General features: G+C 71.1%; 17 protein-coding genes and 1 pseudogene. 10 read left to right on the top strand and 8 right to left on the bottom strand.

The window, feature by feature from the left end:
* The first annotated feature begins 5 nt into the window (after window positions 1-5).
* Window positions 6-650, top strand: coding sequence for an NAD-dependent epimerase/dehydratase family protein (locus ACQPZW_RS40280; RefSeq protein WP_433791296.1), 645 nt, complete (start codon window positions 6-8; stop codon window positions 648-650).
* A gap of 69 nt (window positions 651-719) precedes the next feature.
* On the opposite strand, the pseudogene ACQPZW_RS40275 reads toward ACQPZW_RS40280, so the two are convergent.
* A pseudogene (locus ACQPZW_RS40275) lies at window positions 720-1,475 on the bottom strand (EamA family transporter); the annotation flags it as partial.
* 73 nt (window positions 1,476-1,548) lie between these two features.
* Between ACQPZW_RS40275 and ACQPZW_RS40270 the strand changes: the two are divergent.
* Entirely contained in the window at window positions 1,549-2,040 is a 492-nt protein-coding gene (locus ACQPZW_RS40270) for a MarR family winged helix-turn-helix transcriptional regulator (RefSeq protein WP_433791295.1), read from the top strand.
* Here the strand turns inward: ACQPZW_RS40270 and ACQPZW_RS40265 are convergent.
* Window positions 2,011-3,027, bottom strand: coding sequence for a glutathione S-transferase family protein (locus ACQPZW_RS40265; protein WP_433791294.1), 1,017 nt, complete (start codon window positions 3,025-3,027; stop codon window positions 2,011-2,013). The genes ACQPZW_RS40270 and ACQPZW_RS40265 overlap by 30 nt on opposite strands.
* Window positions 3,028-3,525: 498 nt before the next feature.
* On the opposite strand from ACQPZW_RS40265, the gene ACQPZW_RS40260 reads away from it, so the two are divergent.
* The 3 genes from ACQPZW_RS40260 (at window position 3,526) to ACQPZW_RS40250 (ending at window position 6,394) form a co-directional block, all read left to right on the top strand.
* Window positions 3,526-4,215, top strand: a complete 690-nt coding sequence (locus tag ACQPZW_RS40260; RefSeq protein ID WP_433791293.1) for a response regulator transcription factor — start codon at window positions 3,526-3,528, stop codon at window positions 4,213-4,215.
* A gap of 38 nt (window positions 4,216-4,253) precedes the next feature.
* Window positions 4,254-5,618: an ATP-binding protein gene (locus ACQPZW_RS40255; protein WP_433791292.1), complete on the top strand. Its 1,365-nt coding sequence runs from the start codon at window positions 4,254-4,256 to the stop codon at window positions 5,616-5,618.
* Window positions 5,619-5,848: 230 nt separating this feature from the next.
* Window positions 5,849-6,394 carry a hypothetical protein gene (locus ACQPZW_RS40250; protein ID WP_433791291.1) on the top strand — a complete coding sequence of 182 codons (546 nt, stop codon included), beginning with the start codon at window positions 5,849-5,851 and terminating at the stop codon, window positions 6,392-6,394.
* Window positions 6,395-6,404: 10 nt separating this feature from the next.
* Here the strand turns inward: ACQPZW_RS40250 and ACQPZW_RS40245 are convergent, their stop codons facing one another.
* Both ACQPZW_RS40245 and ACQPZW_RS40240 read right to left on the bottom strand, forming a co-directional pair.
* Complete coding sequence (locus ACQPZW_RS40245; protein WP_433791290.1) at window positions 6,405-7,175, bottom strand: DUF5995 family protein; 771 nt, start codon at window positions 7,173-7,175, stop codon at window positions 6,405-6,407.
* A 175-nt stretch (window positions 7,176-7,350) separates the two neighbouring features.
* Complete coding sequence (locus tag ACQPZW_RS40240) at window positions 7,351-10,158, bottom strand: ATP-binding protein (protein WP_433791289.1); 2,808 nt, start codon at window positions 10,156-10,158, stop codon at window positions 7,351-7,353.
* Window positions 10,159-10,333: 175 nt separating this feature from the next.
* Between ACQPZW_RS40240 and ACQPZW_RS40235 the strand changes: the two genes are divergently transcribed.
* The 3 genes from ACQPZW_RS40235 (at window position 10,334) to ACQPZW_RS40225 (ending at window position 15,673) form a co-directional block, all read left to right on the top strand.
* Complete coding sequence (locus ACQPZW_RS40235) at window positions 10,334-10,942, top strand: adenylate/guanylate cyclase domain-containing protein (protein ID WP_433791288.1); 609 nt, start codon at window positions 10,334-10,336, stop codon at window positions 10,940-10,942.
* Between the two features lie 139 nt (window positions 10,943-11,081).
* The gene (locus tag ACQPZW_RS40230) at window positions 11,082-13,139 is read left to right on the top strand and encodes a DNA gyrase/topoisomerase IV subunit B (protein ID WP_433791287.1); all 2,058 of its coding nucleotides are present in this window, start codon (window positions 11,082-11,084) and stop codon (window positions 13,137-13,139) included.
* A 14-nt stretch (window positions 13,140-13,153) separates the two neighbouring features.
* Window positions 13,154-15,673, top strand: coding sequence for a DNA gyrase/topoisomerase IV subunit A (locus ACQPZW_RS40225; RefSeq protein ID WP_433791286.1), 2,520 nt, complete (start codon window positions 13,154-13,156; stop codon window positions 15,671-15,673).
* A 159-nt stretch (window positions 15,674-15,832) separates the two neighbouring features.
* On the opposite strand, the gene ACQPZW_RS40220 is transcribed toward ACQPZW_RS40225, so the two are convergent.
* Both ACQPZW_RS40220 and ACQPZW_RS40215 read right to left on the bottom strand, forming a co-directional pair.
* Window positions 15,833-16,300: an SgcJ/EcaC family oxidoreductase gene (locus ACQPZW_RS40220; protein WP_433791285.1), complete on the bottom strand. Its 468-nt coding sequence runs from the start codon at window positions 16,298-16,300 to the stop codon at window positions 15,833-15,835.
* A 146-nt stretch (window positions 16,301-16,446) separates the two neighbouring features.
* Window positions 16,447-16,890 carry a MarR family winged helix-turn-helix transcriptional regulator gene (locus ACQPZW_RS40215; RefSeq protein ID WP_433791284.1) on the bottom strand — a complete coding sequence of 148 codons (444 nt, stop codon included), beginning with the start codon at window positions 16,888-16,890 and terminating at the stop codon, window positions 16,447-16,449.
* A gap of 71 nt (window positions 16,891-16,961) precedes the next feature.
* Between ACQPZW_RS40215 and ACQPZW_RS40210 the strand changes: the two genes are divergently transcribed.
* Window positions 16,962-17,336 (top strand): cupin domain-containing protein, encoded by a 375-nt coding sequence (locus ACQPZW_RS40210; protein ID WP_433791283.1) that lies wholly within the window; start codon window positions 16,962-16,964, stop codon window positions 17,334-17,336.
* Window positions 17,337-17,554: 218 nt separating this feature from the next.
* On the opposite strand, the gene ACQPZW_RS40205 is transcribed toward ACQPZW_RS40210, so the two are convergent.
* Window positions 17,555-18,508 carry an aldo/keto reductase gene (locus ACQPZW_RS40205; RefSeq protein ID WP_433791282.1) on the bottom strand — a complete coding sequence of 318 codons (954 nt, stop codon included), beginning with the start codon at window positions 18,506-18,508 and terminating at the stop codon, window positions 17,555-17,557.
* A 178-nt stretch (window positions 18,509-18,686) separates the two neighbouring features.
* Here ACQPZW_RS40205 and ACQPZW_RS40200 point away from each other — a divergent pair, with 178 nt between their 5' ends.
* On the top strand, window positions 18,687-19,184 hold the full coding sequence (locus ACQPZW_RS40200) for a hypothetical protein (RefSeq protein ID WP_433791281.1): 498 nt from the start codon (window positions 18,687-18,689) through the stop codon (window positions 19,182-19,184).
* 6 nt (window positions 19,185-19,190) lie between these two features.
* Here the strand turns inward: ACQPZW_RS40200 and ACQPZW_RS40195 are convergent, their stop codons facing one another.
* Window positions 19,191-19,391, bottom strand: a complete 201-nt coding sequence (locus tag ACQPZW_RS40195; RefSeq protein ID WP_433791280.1) for a hypothetical protein — start codon at window positions 19,389-19,391, stop codon at window positions 19,191-19,193.
* Window positions 19,392-19,425 lie beyond the last annotated feature (34 nt).

The following is a 19,425-nucleotide window of genomic DNA, read 5'->3' as shown; positions in this document are numbered from 1 at the left end:
ATGACATGAGGGTGATCGTGTTCGGCGCCACCGGGATGGTGGGTCAGGGCGTGTTGCGGGAGTGCCTGCTCGCGCCGGACGTGACCCGGGTCCTGGTGGTGACCCGCAGCCCGACCGGCGTCGAGCATCCGAAGCTGCGCGAGGTCATCCTGGCCGATCTCGCCGACCTCAGCCCGATCGCCGGTGAGCTGACCGGCTACGACGCCTGCTTCTACTGCCTGGGCGTGTCATCGGTGGGGATGGACGAGGCCGCCTACACCCGGGTGTCCTACGACCTCCCGATGGCGGCGGCCCGCACGCTGGCCCCGCTCGGCGACGATCTCACCTTCGTCTACGTCTCCGGCGAGGGCACCGACCCGGAGAGCCGTCTGATGTGGTCGCGGGTCAAGGCCCGGACGGAGCGGGAGATCATGGAGATGTTCCGCAACGGCTTCGCCTTCCGTCCCGGTTTCATCCAGCCGACGCACGGCGTCCGGTCGAAGACGGGGTGGTATGACACCGCCTACACGATCATCGCGCCGCTGGTCCCGCTCGTCCGCCGGGTCGCGCCGCGCTACGTCACCTCCACCGACGAGGTGGGCCGTGCCATGTTGCGGGCGGCCCGCGGCGGTTACGCCAAGCGTGTCGTGACGACGGCGGACATGCACTGACTGGCCCCAGACGACGGCGCCGAAGGCGAGCGTCATCCCGGCCAGCTGCACCGGCGTCAGTGTCTGGCCGAGCGCGGCCCAGCCGACCACCGTGGCGGTGAGCGGCGCGAAGAGGCTGAGCAGCGACACCCGCGACGCCGGCAGTCGGTCCAGCCCGCGGAACCAGAGCGTGTAGGCCAGCGCCGTCCCGATCAGGCTCAGGTAGGCGTACCCCCCGAGGTTTGTCACCGACAGGGAGGGAATCGGGCCCTCCGCCAGGAGGGTGACCGGGACCAGCAGCAGGCCTCCCGCCGTGAGCTGCCAGCCGGTCACCGTCAGCAACGACACGCCGGGGCGGCCCCATCGCTTGGTGAGGACGAGGCCGAGCGCCATCGATCCGGCGCCGGCGAGGCCGGCGATCACTCCGATCGGGTCCAGGTGGGCGGAAGCGGTCAGCACGGCGAGGGAGACGCCGGCCACCCCGATCAGACCCGCGGCGATGGTACGCCCGGCGACGCGCTCACCCAGCAGGAGCACGCTGAGGCCGGCCACGAGCAGCGGCTGCACCGCCCCGAGGACCGCCGCCATCCCGCCCGGCAGCCGGTAGGCCGTGACGAAGAGCAGTGCGAAGAAGAAGCCGATGTTGAGCGCCCCGAGCACTGCCGCCTTCCACCACCAGGCGCCGCGCGGCAGCTCGCGGGTGAGGGCGAGCAGCACGAGGCCGGCCGGTAGCGCCCGCAACATCCCGCTCAGCAACGGCCGGCCGGGTGGCAGGAACTCGGTGGTGACCGCATAGGTCGTCCCCCACAGCACCGGTGTGAGGGCGGTGACCAGCAGAATCCGCATCAGACCCAACTCCCTCGACATAAAGTATCTCGACGTAAAGATAAACTTTGCCGAGAAGCTTGTCATCAAGAGAATGGGGAACGTGACCGACGACATCGACCGGATCCTCGCCCAGTGGGCCCGCGAACGCCCCGACCTGGACACCGACGCCATGGGCGTTTTCGGACGCATCTACCGCCTATCCCGCCTGGCGGGCGATGCCACCGAGCGCGCCTACGCCCGCTTCGGCATAGCGCGCGCCGACTTCGACGTCCTGGCCACGCTCCGTCGCTCCGGTGAGCCGTTCCAGCTCTCCCCGGGCGCACTGGCCGCCTCGATGATGCTCAGCACCGGCGGCACCACGGCCCGGCTCGACCGCCTGGAGAAGGCCGGCCTGGTCGCCCGCTCACCCGATCCCGACGACCGCCGGGGCATCCTGGTCCGCCTCACCCCACGCGGTCACGTCATCGCCGACGAGGCGGTCGCCGCCGGCCTCGCCGAGCAGCAGCGTCTCCTGGCCCACCTCACCCCGGAGAAGAGCGCACAGCTGAGCGCCCTACTGCGCGACCTGCTCGACGGAGTGTGACGCCGGGACCGTCTCGGCCAGGGCCGGCGGGGGTGGGGGAGTGCCGTCGCCGAAGGGACGGCCGCCCAGCGACTCACGGCCGTGCGGGGTCAGCCAGCCCCGCAGGTCCGGGCCGGCCGGGACGACGCCGCTCGGGTTGATGTCGCGGTGCACCTCGTAGTAATGGCGTTTGATGTGCACGAAATCGATCGTGTCCCCGAAGCCCGGCGTCTGGAACAGATCCCGCGCGTACGCCCACAGCACCGGCATCTCGCTCAGCTTGTTCCGGTTGCACTTGAAATGGCCGTGGTAGACGGCGTCGAATCGGGCCAGTGTCGTGAACAGGCGGACGTCGGCCTCGGTGATCGTGTCGCCGACGAGGTAACGCCGGCGGGAAAGGCGCTGCGACAATTGGTCGAGGCGGGCGAACAACCGGTCGTACGCCTTCTCGTATGCCTCCTGGGTGCCCGCGAATCCGGCCCGGTAGACGCCGTTGTTCACGTCGGCGAAGACGCTCTCGTTCACCGCGTCGATCTCGTCCCGCAGATGTGGTGGATAGAGCTCGGGCGCGCCCGGCCGGTGGAATCGCGTCCACTCCAGCGAAAGGTCGAGGGTGATCTGCGCGAAGTCGTTGGTGACGACCTTTCCGCTGGTCACGTCCACGATCGTGGGAACGGTGACACCCTTGTCGTAATCCGGGAAACGGGCCAGGAAAGCGTCGCGCAGCCGTTCGATCCCGAGCACCGGATCGCGCCCGCCCGGATCGAGATCGAACGTCCAGCTCCGTTCGTCGTGCGTCGGCCCGCAGACGCCCATCGACAGCGCGTCCTCCAAGCCCAGCAATCGCCGCACGATGATCGCCCGATTGGCCCAGGGGCACGCCCGCGCCACCACGAGCCGATACCGCCCCGCCTCGACCGCAAAACCGTCGCGCCCGTCCTCGGTGATCCGGGTGGCGATGTACCGCTGATCGCGGGTGAACTCCCCCGCCGGATTCACATAGGCCATACCACCCATCGTTCCGCGAACCACAGATCCCAAACCCGTTTTCCGGTACGCCGCCCGCCGCCCCCGACCGCAGCCACTCCTCCCGTGGCATCCGCGCGGGGAGGAGCCGCGGGTCCCGGCCGAAACGCGGCCGCCGGGGCGAGGCGCGGGGAGCTGTGAAAGCAGAGGACGGCCGGTAGGGGGCGGGAAAGGGCGAGGCATCCCCCCGTGTGCGACGCCTCGCCCCGCTCACGCCGGCCGCGGTCGTACCCGATCGGCCCTGGCTGTCGCTTTTATAGCACGTTGGGAAAGCGCTTCCGCACTGTTTCTGGGAGCGTGCCCAGTATCGACCGTTTGCTGGTCGTGGCCACCGAGACCGCGATCTCGCACCACCGGGTGCGATGCGCACACGTCACCCGGTCGGGTCATCGGCGTCCTTACCTTCCTCGAACGTTCGCCGGGGCCCGGCCACGGCATGATGTCCTGGTGAGCGCGGTCGTGGAAGCCGATGATGGGCCGGTGACGGAGACTTCCGGCCGGGGGCTGGTCCTCGTGGTGGAGGACGAGCGGCCGATCGCCGACCTGGTCCGGCTCTACCTGAGCCGTGAGGGGTTCGGTGTGCACGTCGAGCGGGACGGCCAGGGTGGACTGGCCGCCGCGCGCCGGCTGCGCCCGGTCGCCTGCATCCTGGACATCGCCCTGCCCGGCCTGGACGGCACCGAGATCTGCCGCCGTCTGCGTGCCGACGGCGACTGGACCCCGGTGATCTTCCTGACCGCCCGGGACGACGAGGTCGACCGGATCCTCGGACTGGAGCTGGGCGGCGACGACTACGTGACGAAGCCGTTCAGCCCGCGCGAGCTGGTGACGCGGGTCAAGGCCCTGCTGCGCCGTGCGGCGGTCGCCGGGGACGCCGATCGGGTCCGGTCCCTCGGCCCGCTGACCCTGGACCCCGGGCGCCGGTCCGTCACCGTGGACGGCGCTGCGCTGACCCTGACGGCCACCGAGTTCGACCTGCTCGCGCACCTGCTGGGCCGCCCGGGACGGGTGTTCACCCGGGAGGAGCTGCTGGCCGCCGTCTGGGGCTACGCCTCGCACGCCGGCACCCGGACCGTGGACGTGCACGTGGCGCAGGTCCGGGCCAAGCTGGGCTCGTCGGCCGCCCTGATCCGGACCGTCCGCGGGGTCGGGTACACCGCCGATGCGTGACCTGATCCGGGCGTTCCGTGGTGTCGGCCAGGCCGCCGATGCGTGACTTCTTCCGTACGCTGACCGGCCGCGCCGTGCTGGTCACCGCCGCGACCGCGGTGGTCGCCGTGATCGTCACCGCGCTCGTCGCCATGCCGATCGCCGTCCGCTCGGTGAACACCCAGATCCGTGCCGAGCTGATGGACCGGACCGTGCTGGCGGTCGAGCTGCTCACCGACGAGCGGCCGGCCGCCCGGAAGCGGATCGCCGACCGGCTGCGCGCCCAGGACATCGAGATCTACGTGATCAGAAACGGTCGCGTCGACCGGGACGGGTTGCCGCCTCGGGTGGTCCGGCGGATCACCGCGGGCGAGACCGTCGACATCCGTGCCCAGGTCGGCGGCCGGCCCTCGTTCGTCGTCGGGCGTCCACTGGCGGGTGTCTCCAGCGGTGTGGTCCTCACGCGCGGCGTCGCCTCCGGTGTCGGGTTGCGGTTGCTCCGTGGCGTCTGGGTGGCACTGGTCGCCGGACTGCTCGGCGGCATCCTGGCCGGCGCCCTGCTGGCCCGGTTCGTGGCCCGGCCGATCGGGCTGGCCGCGGCCGCCGCCGCGAGACTCTCCGCCGGGGACCGCTCGGTGCGGATCGCCCGCGCCGGCCCGGCCGAGGCGGTCCGGCTCGCCGACGCCATCAACCAGTTGGCGGCCGCCCTGCAGACCAGCGAGGGCCGGGAACGCGACTTCCTGCTCTCGGTGTCGCACGAGCTGCGTACCCCGCTCGCCACGATCCGTGGCTACGCCGAGGCGCTGGCCGACGGCGTGATCGGCGGGGACGACACGACCGCGGCCGGGTCCACCGTGCTCGCCGAGGCCCAGCGCCTCGACCGGCTCATCTCCGACCTGCTGGTGCTCTCCCGGCTGGAGGCGGCCGACCTGCCCCTGGACGTGACCGAGGTGGACCTGGGGGAGCTGGTCCGCCAGGCCGGGCAGGCCTGGGCCGCGCGCTGCGCCGACGGCGGGCCGTCGCTGACGGTGGAGACGCCGGCGCGGCCGGTCGTCGTCGGCACCGATCCGGGCCGCATTCGGCAGGTGCTCGACGGTCTCTGCGAGAACGCGTTGCGGGTGGTCCCGGCGGGCGCGCCACTGATCCTGGCTGTCCGGGCCGGCGACGGCCACGGCATCCTGGAGGTACGCGACGGTGGCCCCGGATTCACCGACGACGACCTGGCCGTCGCCTTCCAGCGGGGCGAGCTGAACCGGCGCTACCGCGGGGTCCGCAAGGTGGGAAGCGGGCTCGGCCTGGCCCTGGCCGCCCGATTGGTGACCCGCCTCGGTGGCCGGATCTCCGCGGGCCACGCCCCGGAGGGCGGTGCCATGTTCACCGTCGAGCTCCCCTACCAGCAGGGTCGCGAGCCGTCGCACGTATAGGCACCCTCGGCACTCACGGTCTGAGGCGTGCCCCGAGCCCGCTGCGTCCGTGTCGATGTCCGTCCAGGACGGAACCCTCTCGGTGGTTCGGGTCGACTTGGCGTCCGGCCCGCTGCAGGTGCGGTTGGTGCACTCGGTACCGGGATCGGGTTCGATCACCGCCCGCGTTCTTACGGAACTCGAACATGGAGCTGACACGGTCTGATCGCCTCATGTCGAACATCTGACGCATGACCCGTACATCCATGAAGGTATTGATCTTCGCTCTTGCTCTCGCGGTGACCGGATGCGGCGCGCAAGCCCCCGCCGAGGTCGCCGGCGCCGCCGTCGAGATGGTGGCTCTCCAGGAGGTCGGCTTCGAGGCGGGAGACGCCGGCGACGCGGGAGACGCCGGCGACGCGGCCGTTGCGGGAGAGGCCGGCGTTACCGCAGACGCCCGCGACGCGGGGGATACCGCGGCGGGCGTGCGGCCCCGCATCGCTCGCAAGCTGCTGCGCAAGAACACGCTGCACGGCGAGGTGGTGGTGCGGACCCGCGACGGCGAGGAGCGCACCGTCGTGGTGCAGCGGGGTGCGGTCACCGCCGTGGACGACAAGGGGCTCACCGTGAAGTCGTCCGACGGCTACGAGATGACGTGGACCTTCGGTGATCCGTTGCGCGTGGCACAGGATCGCAAGAAGGTGGAGCGCAGCGCTGTCCGGACCGGTGTGCAGGTCGGTGTCGGCGGGGTCCGTGACGGATCGGCCACCACGGCCCGCCTGATCATCGTCGGCTGACGCCGCATCTCTACTGCAGGAAGCTGCCGAACGGCGACAGCAGGAGCTTGCCGAGGCCGGTCGCGGTGTTGTCGAGGCGGCGGCGCTCCTTGTCGAGCGCGCCCAGGTCGTGCCGGATCGCCCACAGTTTCTGGGCGTTGCGCCAGGCGACGTTTCGGGTGTACTCCACCATCTCGCCCTGCCACCAGTCGTCGAGGTCGCCGTTCATCGTGTCGATGAGCAGCTGCCAGCGGTCCAGGTAGCCACGGCGCAGGCCGGGGATCTCCTCGGCGAAGATGTCGTTGACCTGCAGGTAGTCGTGATGCTGGTCGCTGCCGTCGACCGGGTCGCTGCCCAGGTGGTCGAAGGTCGTGACCAGCGCGAACGGCAGGTCGAAGTTGATGTGGGCGTTGACCCCGGCGACCGCCGACGGCAGTGCGCGCGCGTCCGGGCCGGGGATCCGGCAGAACAGGCCGGCCCACACGCCCGGGCATGCGGGACTGCCCTCGGTCCAGTAGCGGAGGGCGTCGAAATAGCGGCCGGCGAATTCGACATCGAGCCGGGCCAGGAATGCGGGGTCCTTGAACTTGCCGGCGTAGAGACGCTCCAGCACGTTCTCGGTGATCGTGAGATAGAGCCGGTTGAAGTCGGCCAGCGGGTTGCCATCGAGCAACGGCGGCACTCGGCACAGAGCGACCTGCACTTGCGCGAGTAGGTCGACAACTCCTGGGACGTCGTCGGGGTGCCGTTGCAGGAGATCGGACATCTCCTGCTGGACGGGGCCCCAGATGGGCTGGGTCATGGGTTCCTCCGTGGGTGATGCAAAGGCAACGGAGGGCCCCCAGCACCGCCCGGCGAAGCCTGTCGCCGGGCGGTGCTCCCCCGTGGCGCCTACACTTCCATCGGGGGTCCGTCCTCGGATCGGTAGAACGACGTATTCCGTGTACGTATGTCACGGCCGGATAACGATGCCCTGGTCAGGCTGCTGTCAGATAGACGCGACTGGCCTGTACGCGGGTACGCACCTGCAGTTTGTCGAAGATGTGCCCGAGGTGTACGCCGACGGTGCGCTCGCTGATGAACAACTGCTCACCGATCTCGCGGTTGGTCAGCCCCTCGGCCACCGCGGCCAGCACCTCCCGCTCCCGCCCGGTCAGCGTGGACAGCTCGTCGGCGGCGCGCTCCGGACCGGCCGGAATGATCTGCACATCGTCCCCGAGCGTCACCCGGAACCGCTGCGCCACCCCGATGATCTCGTTGGCGAACGGTCGGGCGCCCATCGCGGTCGCCGTCGCGTACGCCTGGCGCAGCCCGGTGACCGCCGACGTCCGCCGGACCCGGCGCTGCAGGGACGCCTCGGCGTGCCGGAGACGGGCATAGGCCGCCGGGTACGGCTGCTGGCGCCGGTCCCAGATGGCGGCCGCCCGTGCCCACGGCTCGGGATCCTGCCGGTCCTCGACGCGGCTCAGCTCGGCGGTGCACAGATCGAGATAGCCGTCGACCACCGCACGGACCGCCGGCGGGGCGTCGCCGACCCCCTTGACCAGGCGATCCATCACCGTCCGCAGGCGGCGGAGCGCACCCGGGTCGGTCGGCTGGCCGGCCACGTGCGCCTCCGCCTCGGCGCGCAGGCCGTGCCAGGCCAGCACCCCGAGCAGCACCAGGTCGTCGGAGCGGGTCTCGGTCAGGCCACGCTGCACCGCGGCCCGCGCCTCGGCGTGCTCGCCCTGCCACATCGCCAGCCCGGCCCGCAGCGTCAGCATCGGCAGCACGTGCCGTGCCCCGCCACCGGCCAGCAGGGTCGCCACCGCGTCCAGGTCGCGGCGGGCGTTGTCCACCTCGCCGAAGCCGACCCACAGCTGCGAGCGGGCGAGCAGCAACTCCACCGCGTCGGCGCCGGACGGGTGGTTGCGCATCGCGGTCTCCAGCACCGCATACGCCTCGGACCACTGGCCGTTGCGGAACAGGCCCTTCGCGGCGATCGCCAGCAGGCGGGTCTGATAGGTGCGGCCCACGCCCCGGGCGGCGAGCAGGTCGGCGCCGCGGCGGGCCACCAGCACGCCCTCCTCGATGCTGTTCAGCGGGCCGGCCAGCAGCTCGGCCAGGTGAAGGTAGGCGACACCCAGGTCGTCCGGATGGCCGGACCGCTCGGCGATCTCCACGGCGTGCCGGATGACCGCGAGACCGGCGTCCGGGTCCTCGCGGAACGCGGCGCTGAAACCGAGGGCGGCGCTGGCCCGGACCAGGTCGGTGGTGGCGCCGTTCACCGCGGCCAGCTCGAGCGCCTCCCGGGCGTGCTGGTTGGCGTCGGCATAACGTCCGAGATGCAACAACAGCTCAGCGAGGTACGCCGCAGCCGACGCCCGCCTGCGCGGGGTGCAGTCCGGTGCCTCCAGGGCTCGTTGGTACTCGATCTCCGCGGTCGCCGAGCGCCCGGCCGCCGCGAGGTAACGAGCCCGCCGCAGGTGCAGCTCGGACTGCCCGGGAGCGTCCGGGCGACCGGCCAGCTCCTCCAGGCGGGCCAGTGCCAGCAGATGCTCGCCGCACTGGTGAGCCGACTCGGCGGCGTTGCCGAGCAGCTCGGTGCGCCGGTGATCGGTGTCGCCGGCCAGTTGCAGCGCGATCGTCCAGTAGCGGTGCGCCTCGGCGAAGCCGTACATCCGCTCGGCCGCGCGGGCCGCGGCCACCACCGGGGGCAGCGCCCGGTCCGGCTCGCCGGCGCGCTGCCAGTGGAAGGCCAGGCGCGCGTTGTCCGGCTCGCCGTCCACCGACTCCAGCGTCTCGGCGTACCGCCGGTGCAGGGACGCCGCCTCGGCCGGCAGCACCTCCTGCTCCAGCACTTCGGCGACCAGCCGGTGCCGCAGCTTGTATCCGTCCCGGTCGCTGGCCACGAAGCGGTGCGTGACCGCTGCCCGGACCGCCTCGATCAGCTGCTCCTCCGGCAGTGGCACCACCCCGGCCAGCACCGCGTGCTCGACCGGCTCGACACCGGCGGCGATCGCGTGCACCACGGTGTGCGCGTGCGGGGGCAGCTCGTCGACCCGGGACAGGAAGATCTCGCGCAGCGTGTCGGACAGCTCGACCCGGCCGTCGCGCAGGTCCCGGGAGAGCTCCTCGACCACGAACGGGTTGCCGCCGCTGCGCTTGAAGACCCGGTCGGCGTCCTCGAGGGCCACCGTGCCGCCGACGATCGCGGTCACCAGCTCACGGGTGTGGTCCTGGCTCAGCGGCGCCAGGTCGACCACCCGGACCGAGCGCAGGCGGCGAAGCTCGGCCAGCACGCGGCGCAGCGGGTGGGTGCCGTGCAGCGCCTCGGCCCGGATCGCGGCGAGCACCGACACCCGGACGTCACCGAGCCCGGCGAGCAGGTAGAGCAGCAGCTGGCGGGTGCTGCGGTCGGCCCACTGCAGGTCGTCCAGGACGAGCAGCAGCTGCTGCTCGCCGGCGATCGCCCGCAGGTCTCGCGACACCCGCTCGAGCAGCGCACCGGCGTCGTCGGCGGCGCCCGCCGGAGCCGTGCCGTCGAGCCGGCGCAGCGCCTGCAGCACCGGGTGCAGCGGTGAGGCGTCGCCGATGTCGAGGCAGGTGCCGTACAGCACCGAGAAGCCCGTCTCGCGCAAGGTCTCGGCGGTCTCCCGCAGCAGCCGGCTCTTGCCGACACCGCTCTCCCCGGTCACGAACACCGCGGCCGTCCCACCGGGACCGACGTTGCGGAGGTTGGACTGAACGTCGGCCAGCGTGCCGGTGCGCCCGACAAGCGGCCCCTCGTCCCCCTGTCTGGCCATGTCCGGCAGCCTAATCCGTATCGGCCTATCACTATGTCGTCGGTTCGGACTGTTCTGCGTCACAAAAACGACGGAATTCGATGCCGTCAGAGATACGTCGTTCTGCGGATCCGCGTCGGCGTCCCTGGCTGGCACCGTACTCCCGGTCAACGCAGTGACCTGGGGGAGCGAAGACATGAGCACCGTCATCAGTGCCGTTCAGGAGCGGCGTCAGACCGTAACCGTGCTGTTCGTCGACATCGTCGGCTTCACCTCGCTGGTGGACCGGCTGGACTGCGCGGAGGTGCGGGCGCTGCAGAGGGACTACTTCTCGGCGGTCTCGGCCGTGGTCCGAGGCTGTGGGGGCATCGTCGAGAAGTACGTGGGGGACGCGGTGATGGCGGTGTTCGGAGCCGCGGAGGAGGGATTCGGCCCGGGGGCGGCCGCCTCCGCGGTCCAGGCGGGCCTGTCGGTCCAGGAGTCGTTGAGGGGGCGTCTCCTGGCCGGCAGGTTCCCCGTCCGGACCCGCGTGGGCCTGGCCACCGGCGAGGTGATCGTCGACCCGATGGCCGCCTTCGACGGCGGATACGGGATGATCAGCGGCAGCGTGGTGAGCACGGCGGCCCGTCTCCAGGCCTACGCACCGCACGACACCGTCGTGGTGTGCCCGGCCACCCGGGACGTGACCGACGAGCTCATCGCCTACCAGGAGCTGCCGCCGGTGTCGGTTCCGGGCAAGCCGTACCCGCTGGACCTTTTCCGGGCGCTTCAGCCGCAGACCGTGTCTCTGGCGACTGTGGCGTAGCGCACTTTCTGGGGTGGATCATCCCCATTTCGGCCACGGACTGGTCTAGACCTGCCTCGCCTGGGGCAGAAGTGTCATAGGCGCCGGGTAGGCTCGCGCCGTCCTCGACCACCCATGGCTTGACCGGGAGTGCCGCCTCGTGACCGCGCAACCAGAGACCTTGTACGGGGCTGACGACCTCACGCACCTGGAAGGGCTCGACGCTGTCCGCAAACGCCCGGGCATGTACATCGGGTCCACCGACAGCAGAGGCATCAACCACCTCGCGAACGAGATCATCGACAACTGCACCGACGAGGGGGTCGGCGGCCACGCCACCCGCATCGCCGTGACGCTGCACAGCGACGGCTCGGTCCAGGTCGACGACGACGGCCGCGGCATCCCCACCGACGTGCACGCCAAGTCGGGCCTGAGCGGTGTCGAGTTGGTGCTCACCCGCCTGCACGCCGGTGGCAAGTTCGGCGGCTCCGGCTACAAGACCTCCGGCGGCCTGCACGGCGTCGGCGCGTCCGCGGTCAACGCGCTCGCCCTGCGCTTCGACGTCACCGTCAAGCGCGACGGCAAGGTGCACGAGATCTCCTTCCAGCGCGGCGTGCCCGGGGTGTTCGACGGCCCCGGGCCGGACGCGCCGTTCAGCCGCGAGCCCGGCCTGCGGGTGGTGCGCCGGATGAAGCGGGGCGAGCCCAGCGGCACCTCGATCCGGTACTGGTACGACGCCCGTTACTTCGAGACCGGCGCCCGGCTCGACGTCGACGCCGTCCGTACCAAGCTGCGCAACACCGCGTTCCTGGTCCCCGGCGTGCAGTACACCCTGTTCGACGCGACCGCCGAGGAGCCGGCGACCGAGACGTTCCACTACCCGAACGGTCTCGTCGACATGGTCGACTTCCTCGCGCCCGCCTCGGACAAGCCGGTCTCCGGCACGCTGCTGGTCACCGGCGAGGGCACCTACAAGGAGAATGCGGCCGACGCCAACGGCGTGATGCAGTCCAACGTCGTCAGGCACGCGCAGGTCGAGGTCGCCTTCCGCTGGGGCACCGGCTACGAGCGCACCGTCGAGTGCTTCACCAACACCATCCGCAACGTGCACGGCGGCACCCACCGCAAGGGCTTCGAGCGGGCTCTCGTGCGCGCGCTGACCGAGGCGATCCGCAACGCCCGCGGGCTGCTCAAGCCCAAGGAGGAGCCGCCCGTCCTGGACGACTTCCTGGAGGGCATGACCGCGGTCATCCACGTGCGGGTGCCGGAGCCGCAGTTCACCTCGCAGACCAAGGACGAGCTGTCCACGGCCGGTGTCGCCCGGGTCATGCAGAGCCTCGCCGAGACCTACCTGAAAGAGTGGGTCGACGGCCGCCGCACCAAGACGGAGGCCCGGACCGTCCTGCAGAAGGTGGTGGACGCGGCCCGGGTCCGGCTCACCCAGAAACAGCAGAAGGACGCGGCCCGCCGCAAGACCGCCCTCGAGGGCGCGTCGATGCCGGCCAAGCTGGTCGACTGCCGGGCCATCGGCATCGACCGGTCCGAGCTGTTCATCGTCGAGGGTGACTCCGCGCTCGGCACCGCCCGGATGGCCCGCTCCTCCGAGTACCAGGCGTTGCTGCCGATCCGCGGCAAGATCCTCAATGTGCAGAAGGCGAGCCTTCAGCAGGTCCTCGACAACGCCGAGTGCTCGGCGATCGTCCAGGTCCTCGGGGCCGGCTCGGGGCGTACGTTCGACATCGGCTCGATGCGCTACGGCCGCGTCATGATCATGGCGGATGCCGACGTCGACGGCTCGCACATCCGGACCCTGCTGATCACGCTCTTCGCGAAGTACATGCGGCCGGTGATCGAGAACGGACGGCTCTTCGCCGCCATGCCGCCGCTGCACAAGGTGGTCACCAAGGGCCGCAACGCGGAGACCCTCTATACGTACACCCAGCAGGAGATGGAGAGCACCGTCTCCCGCATCGAGCGCGCCGGCCGCCAGGTCCAGAAACCGGTGCCCCGGTTCAAGGGCCTCGGTGAGATGGACGCCGACGAGCTGTGGGACACCACGATGAACCCCGCCGAGCGCACCGTCAGGCGGATCACCATCGAGGACGCCGAACGCGCAGAAGCCACCCTCGAGCTGCTGATGGGTGAACGGGTCGAGCCCCGGAAGAACTGGTTGATCGAGGCCGCAGGCCGGATCGACCAAGAGACGATCGACGCCTGAGAGGTCCGCTACCAATGGCACGCCGCAAATCCGACAAGCGCGTCGACCTGTCCGCGTTCGACCAGGCGGGCGCCCGGGTCATCGACAACCCGCTCACCACCGAGGTGGAGGACTCCTACCTGGAGTACGCCTACTCGGTCATCCACTCGCGCGCCCTGCCCGACGCGCGCGACGGTCTCAAGCCCGTGCACCGGCGGATCCTCTGGTCCATGTCCGAGCAGGGGCAGCGTCCCGACCGGCCGTATGTGAAGTCGGCGCGCGTCGTCGGCGACGTGATGGGTAAGTACCACCCGCACGGCGACGTCGCGATCTACGACGCCCTCGTCCGGCTCGCCCAGGACTTCTCGCTCAACACGCCGCTCATCGACGGCCACGGCAACTTCGGATCACCCGACGACGGCCCGGCCGCCGCGCGATACACCGAGGCCCGCATGTCGCGCGAGGCGATGCTGCTGGTCGGCGAGCTCGGCGAGGGTACGGTCGATTTCAAGCCCACCTACGACGGCTCCGAGCAGGAACCCCGGGTGCTGCCCGCCGCCTTCCCGAACCTGCTGGTCAACGGCACGTCCGGGATCGCCGTCGGCATGGCGACCAACATGATCCCGCACAACCTCGGCGAGGTCGTGGCGGCCGCCCGGCACCTGATCAAGAAGCCGGCGGCCGATCTCGACGAGCTGATGCGCTTCGTTCCCGGGCCCGACCTGCCCACCGGCGGGCAGCTGCTCGGGCTCGACGAGGTGCGCCGGGCGTACGAGACGGGCCGTGGTGTCGTCCGGATCCGGGCACGCGCCGAGACCGGCCTGCTCGAGGGCGGTCGCGGCCGGCAGGCCATCACCGTCACCGAGCTGCCCTACGGCGTCGGCGCCGAGAAGATCATCGAGGCGATCACCGATGAGGTGAAGGGCAAGGTCATCACCTCCGGCCCGCGGCGTGGCCAGCGCCAGGCGGCCCGGCTCACCGGTATCGCCGACGTCAAGGACCTCACCGACCGCGAGCACGGCACCCGCCTCGTCATCGAGTGCAAGATCGGTGTCAACCCGCAGGCCCTGCTGGCCGACCTCTACCGGCTCACCCCGCTGGAGAGCTCCTTCGGCATCAACAACCTGGTGCTCGTCGACGGGCAGCCGCGGACGCTCGGGCTCAAGGCGCTGCTCGAGGTCTTCGTCCAGCACCGCTACGACGTCGTCACCCGTCGGACGCTCTACCGGCGGACCAAGCGCGAGGACCGCCTGCACCTCGTCGACGGCCTGCTCATCGCCCTGATCGACATCGACCGGGTGGTCGCGCTGATCCGGGCCAGCGACGACGCGGCCGCCGCCAAGGCCGGTCTGATGACCGAGTTCGGCCTCTCCGACATCCAGGCGACCTACATCCTCGACACGCCGTTGCGCCGGCTCACCCGGTTCGACCGGATCGAGCTGGAAGCCGAGCAGGACCGTCTCCGCGGCGAGATCGCCGAGCTCAGCCGGATCCTCGACAACGAGGACGTCCTGAAGAAGGTCGTCTCCGACGAGCTCGCCGCGGTCGCCAAGGAGTTCGGCGCCGCCCGGCGTACCACCCTCATCGACGGTGACCTCAAGGAGGTCCTCGCCGCCTCGGTCCCGGCCGGGCCCCTCGAGGTCGCCGATGATCCCTGCCAGGTCATCCTCTCCGCGAGCGGGCTCATCGCCCGCACCGCCGCCGAGAGCGAGGAGGCCACCGAGGCCCGCAAGCGCAGCGGCCGGGTCAAACACGACGCCGTCCGGGCGATCATCCACTCCACCGCGCGCGGCCGGATCCTGCTCGTCACCAACCGCGGCCGGGCCTTCAAGACCGACGTCCTCACCCTGCCGGTCCTGCCCGAGCAGTCCGGCACCGTCTCCCTCCGCGGCGGCATGTCCGCGTCCGAGCTGGTGCCCCTGCACAAGGGTGAGCGAGTCGTCGGCATGGCGCCGCTCGGCGGCAGCGAGTCACCCGGTCTCGCGATGGGGACCAAGTTCGGCATCGTCAAGGTGTGCGCGCCGGAATGGCCCGTCCGCTCCGACGAGTTCGAGGTCATCACCCTCAAGGAGGGCGACGAGGTCCTGGAGGCGACCTGGCTCACCGACGGCGCCGAGGCTCTCGTCTTCGTCACGTCCGACGCCAGTCTGCTGCGTTTCCCGGCCAAGCTGGTGCGGCCACAGGGCCTCAAGGGCGGTGGGATGGCGGGGGTCAACGTCGGGCCGGACGCCGAGGTGATCTCCTTCAACGCCGTCGTCACCTCCGACAGCGCGCACGGCGAGCCCATGGTCGTCACGTCCACGGGGACCCAGGTCAAGGTGTCGCCGTTCGCGTCCTACCCGGCCAAGGGGCGGGCCACCGGCGGGGTCCGGGTGCAGCGGTTCCTCAAGGGGGAGACGCGGCTCACCGTCGCCTGGGTCGGGCCGCGGCCGGTCGGGGCGTCCAACACCGGCGACCCGGTCGAACTCCCCGAACTCGATGCCCGCCGTGACGGCTCGGGTAACCCGGTCATCATGGGCCCGCAGCTCATCGGGCATCTGATCGAACGGGACTGACGTCTCCTCTGCATCGCCGGACGGGAAGGACTCCGTCCGGCGATGCGTTTCACCGGTTCATCCGGCTGCCGTCTCCGCTGTGCGGTGGTCCCGATCCGGGGCGTTGCGGTCAGGTCAGCAGCTGTGCGGTGGTCCCGATCCGGGGTGGCGTCGGTGCGGTCAGGTCAGGAGCTCGGCGTTCGCGGCCTGGGGCGCGAGTTCGGCCATGTGGGCGGCGGTGGCCTCCGGCCGGCCGTGGTATTGGGCCGGAGTGCTCTGGAACAGGACGACTCGCCAGCCCGGGAGTCTCCTCTCGGCCACCACCGTCTGGACCGCGTTGGCAGCTGGATTGAGGGAGCCGTCGCCCGGCGGGATCATGCCGGCGATGGATCGGAGCAGGACGGCGCCCGGGCCGAGGATGCGCAGTTCCCGGAGCCTGGCGACGTAGGTGCTGGTCGGGTGGTCCTGGAAGATCGGCACGAGGTGTTTCGCGATCTCCGGACCGTCCACCTGGCTGCCGTCGAAGCCGACCAGGACGCCGTCCTCCGCGAACAGGCTCGCGAACCGTTCGGCGTCCCGGTCGTTCCAGGCGGTGAGCAGATCCCGGTACAGCTCTCGGACGACTGATTCAGCATGAGTCTCACCCATGCCGAGAACCCTCCCACGCCCGCGCCGTCAGAGGCGACCACTCCTTGAGGTGGATCCGCGGTGCCGCGACCGCATCCGGGGCCGGCCGTGCTGTGGGGGTTCGCCAGAGGGGGTGGATGCGGCCGGGGCCGGCCGTGCTGTGGAGGTCACCAGAGGGGGCGGATGCGGCCGGGGGTGGCCAGGTGGGTGAGGGCTGTTCTGAGGGCGGCTGCCTGGGCGGGGGTCAGGGCCGCTGCCAAGGGGGCCAGGGTCTGGGCGGCGGCCTCGTCGGCGGCTCGGGTGCAGGCGTGACCCCTTTCGGTCAGGACCAGTAGGCGGGCGCGGGCATCCGTGGGGTGGGGGCGGCGCTCGACGTAGCCCTTGCGGATCAGGTCCTCGACCATCTGGCTGGCCGCCTGCTTGGTGATCTCCAGGTGTTCGGCGAGGTCGGTGACGGTGGCACCGGCGCCGGACAGCCGTGCGAAGGCGAAGCCGTGCGCCGGGCGCAGGTCGGTGAAGCCGTCGGCCCGCACCCGGGAGTCGATCCCGTCGACGAGCGCGCGGGCGGCACTGAGCAGGAGCACCGGGAGGTCGTGGAGATCGTCGCGCACAGGACCAGTTTGACATGGAGGTCAATCTGCTTGACTATTTGGTCAAGTAGATTGACTAGTTGAGGAGAGTCATGGCGATTCATCGTGGTACCGAGGCAGTGGTTCACCGGTTGCACGGCAGCGTGTTCCACGCCTACGCGTCGCCGTCGACCGGCAGCAGCGAGCTGTGTGCCTGGCGCGTCGAGATCGCGGGCGGGGTGACCGGAGTGCCGCACCGGGTGGGGCGCGAAGAGGTGCTGATGGTGTCGGCCGGCGAGCTGTCGGTCAGCCTGGACGGTGTCGCCGGCCGCGTCGGTGCCGGTGACGTGCTGGTCGTGCCGGCCGGGACCGAGTTCCGCGTGGACAACGAAGGGGTCGAGACCGCCGCGGCCTGGGTCACCACCAGCGCCGGCTTCCAGGCGACCCTGCCGGACGGCACCACCATCACCCCACCCTGGGTGAGCTGACGCGGGTGATCGAGGGCGCTCGTCCGGCCGTACCGAAGCGGGCTTGGGAGAAACGGGCCGCCCGGCCGGCAAGGCGCGGCAGGCGAGGGTGAGGGGCCGGCGAGGTGGGGCGGGCGCCGGGTGAGGAGCCGGCCAGGCGCGGCAGGCGAGGGTGAGGGGCCGCGAAGGAGGCGGAAACGGCCGCCGGCCCCGGGCGGGCGCCGGCGGCCGGGAGCATGTCAGTCGGTGAGGGCGGTGACCGCCGTGAGCTCGTCCGGGGTGAGCGGCCCGCGGGCCTCGGCGGCCAGGCATTCGTCGAGTTCGGCGCGGTTCTTGACGCCGAGGATGACGGTGGCGACGCCGGGGACGCTGAGGGCGTAGCGGTGCGCCAGCGAGGCGGGTGACTCGCCGAACGAGGCGGCCAGGTCGCGGAACGGCGCGGCGCGGGCGAAGTCGACGGCGGCCGGATGGTCGGCGGGCACGTCGCGGTCGAGGGAGTCGGTGAGGGAGCCGGCCGCGACGACGCGGATGGCGGTGACCGCGACGCCGGCGGAGGCGGCCGCCCGGACCAGGCCGGGGTTGTCGGGGTGGGCGGTGTCGCCGTGGATCCAGAGGTCGCCGTTCTGGTCGAGGGCGTTGACGACGATCTGGGCGGTGTCCGGCCGTGGCCCGGTGGCGAAGGCGTCGAGCAGGGGTGCGGGGTCGCCGACGGCGGTGATGCCCCAGGCGCGGATGAGGCCCTCGTCGCGCAGCTTCTCGAAGACTCCGACGATCTCGTCGCGGTAGCCGTCCGGGTCGACCGTTCCGGAGAGGACGGTTCCGGGCCGGCGGAACTGGGTGTGCAGGACGAGTACGTCGAGGTGGCGGCGTTCCAGGCGGGTGAGGCTGGCGTGCAGGCTGCGCCGGATGCGCTTGGCGTAGTCGCGGCCGTCGTCGTCGGGCAGTTGCACCTTGCTGGTGATCATCACGTCGGAGGAGCGGCCGCGCAGCGCGTCGGCGACGGCGACCTCGGACTCGAAGCCGGTGCCGTAGCTGGGGGCCAGGTCGAGCATGGTGATGCCGGCGTCGAGTGCGGCGTGGACCGTCGCGACCGCTTCGGCGCGGTCGGTGGCGCCCCAGACCCCGCCGATTCCGCCGCCACCGAGAGTGAGCGCGCTGACACGGCCGAGTCGGCCGAAGGCTCGCAGTTCCATGATGTTCTCCTCTTCGTTCCCGGCTGTCCGAATCGACCGTAGAACCTGGAGCGCGCTCCAGATCAAGTCGTTGACGCGATTCGGCGCGCCGTCGGCGCAGAGGTGTCCAGCACGTGAATAATCCGTGCTTCCGCGGGCTTCCACCAGGGAGGATGGCGTCTGCGGGAAAGGGGGAGCGGTGGACGTCGTGGCGCAGTGGGTGACTACCGAATGGACCAAGCGCTCCCGGGGTGGTCCGGGAGCGGCACGCCGGAGCGCGGTGCCGCAGGGCTTCCGCCTGCCCGGGCAGAGGCGCGGTGTCGTCCACGAGGTGATGATCACCGAACGTAACGACTTCCAGCCGATCGAGTCGTTCGGCGCGGAGCCTCCGGAGCGCGAGCCGAGCCTCGCGCGTTCCGGTCTGCGGCTGGTGCGGGCGGACAAGGGGGTACGTGTGGAGCTGCTCCTGGCCCGGCACGGCGCACCCTCGCGGGACCGTCGTCCACCGGCCGTGTGGCTGGCGCCGGGGGAGTGGCTGCGCTGGCAGGTGAACTACCGGATGTCGTGGCCGCTGATCGAGGGCGGCCGCTGGGAGTACAAGCAGGACACCCTGAACATCGCGGTGGGCTCGGCCGATCCTGAGCTGTTCTTCGGCGAGCCCACCCGACACATCGACGAACGGGGCTTCCTGCGGTGAGCCGGTCTACTTGCTGGGCTCCGGCACATCGCAGGTGATCTTCGGGTTGACACCCATCCAGTTGAGCGGGCCGGCCACGGTCGTGACGATGACCGTTCCCGCCTCCGCACAGCTGGCGTCCTCGCTGTCGGAGAAGTAACCACGCTCGTACGCGGCGATAACGCCGAGGACGAGCCAGATGACGACGATGACCGCACCGATACGCATGAGAGCCTCCAAGCCGGGGTTGAGCGGCTCATAC

It is taken from the genome of Actinoplanes sp. CA-252034 (assembly GCF_050956125.1).
Lineage (GTDB): Bacteria > Actinomycetota > Actinomycetes > Mycobacteriales > Micromonosporaceae > Actinoplanes.
Note: the sequence above shows the minus strand (reverse complement) of the source record. Positions and strands in the feature narration are given on the sequence as shown.